This window comes from Streptomyces calidiresistens, assembly GCF_014141525.1.
In the GTDB taxonomy this organism is placed as follows: Bacteria; Actinomycetota; Actinomycetes; order Streptomycetales; family Streptomycetaceae; genus Streptomyces; species Streptomyces calidiresistens.
The window spans coordinates 1-1419 of sequence record NZ_VKHS01001099.1 but is presented as its reverse complement, the minus strand read 5'-3'; the positions used below and the strand labels follow the sequence as shown (position 1 = coordinate 1419).

Sequence of the window (1419 nt, the reverse complement as noted above, 5' to 3'; positions counted from 1 at the left end):
TCCTCCCCCTCGGTCCCCTCCCACTCGGCGCAGCCGAGTGGCGTCTCCTCCCCCATGCCCTGCGTGGACCGGCTCAGGGAGAGGGTTGCCTGGAGGAGGCCGGGGCCGTCCTCCAGGTCCAGCAGGGCGGCCGGCTCGGGATCGTCGGCCGACCCGTACCCCTCGGAGCCCTCCACCGAGAGGCCCTCGGGCAGCATCGCCACCAGGGTCTCCACCATGTCCCCGGCGGTCCGCGGGGGATCGGCGGTGACCGGCCCCGAGCGATCGCCGCCGGGCAGGGATATGGCCGCCACCGTGACGGCGACCAGGGAGGCCGCCCCGGTCATCACCGCCGCCCGCCTGCGCCACACCCGGGCCCGACCGCGCCGCAGCCCGCCCTCCATCAGCTTCGGGGTGTCGGGGCGGAAGCCCTCCCCGGTGTGTCGCAGCATGTCGGACAGAACCCGCTCGAACTCCGTGTCCGGGTTCTCCGCCGGGGAGGGACGCCTCGGCGCCCCGCCGTATCCGCTGGTGCCGGCGAGTGTCTCCCGGCCGTGGAGATCGTCGGTCGAATCGCCCCGCCCACCCCCGCCGGCGGGAAAGGTGCTCTCGTCGTGTGCGCTCATGTCTCTCGCCCTCCCTGGGACGTCGGGGTTACGCGGTCAGTTCGGTGATGTTCCGGGCGCCGAGCACGGCGCGCAGGCGGGTCAGGGCGCGGCCGCTGCGGCTGCGCACCGCCGAGGGGGTGGTGCGCATGATCTCGGCGGTCCGCTCGACGCTCAGGTCCTCCCAGAAGCGCAGGACGAGCACCGCCCGGTCCTCCGGGGTGAGTTGGGCGAGGGCGGTCAGAAGGGTGACCCGCAGCGGGGTGTCCTCCCCCTCGGCCCCGTGGTCGGGGAGGCCGTCCACCGGGTGCTCCCCGCTGCTGCGACGACGCCGGTGCGCCAAATGGGCCCGTATCAATACCTTCTGGGCGTATCCCACCGGATTCTCGATGCAACTGCGGCGGCTCCACGCGGAGTACATCCGCCCGAGGGTCTCCTGCACCAGATCCTCCGCGAGGTGGGTGTCCCCACCGGTCAGCAGACAGGCCGATCGATAGAGCGGCCCGCTGCGCGCGCGGATGAATTCGTGGTAACTCTCCCGATCCCGTGCCCTCATGGGTCCCCCTGCCCCCTTCTTCACCTTCTCCGCCACCGGGTGACGCGCTGCAACCGGGTGGCACCGGGCCGACGGTGATCCGCCGACCGGGACGGCTCCGGCGACCTTCCCCCGATGGCGCCGGTGATCCGTCCTCACCATGGAGATGCGCGAGCCCCCCGCGGATGTCGCAGCCGGCGGCGAACTTTTTTCCACGGAGCCCCCGGAGCGCGCGGTTCCGGTCGAATCCGCGCCCCGGCCCCGGCCGTGGGCGGCACACCCGGCGGCACCGGGTCCCGC

The 1419-nt window shown here is 73.5% G+C and carries 1 protein-coding gene and 1 pseudogene; both read right to left on the bottom strand.

Going from position 1 to position 1419, the window contains the following annotated elements; translation table 11 throughout:
• Positions 1 to 605: pseudogene (locus FOE67_RS25685) on the bottom strand (hypothetical protein); the annotation flags it as partial.
• 28 nt (positions 606 to 633) lie between these two features.
• Entirely contained in the window at positions 634 to 1140 is a 507-nt protein-coding gene (locus FOE67_RS25680; RefSeq protein WP_182667212.1) for a SigE family RNA polymerase sigma factor, read from the bottom strand.
• Positions 1141 to 1419 lie beyond the last annotated feature (279 nt).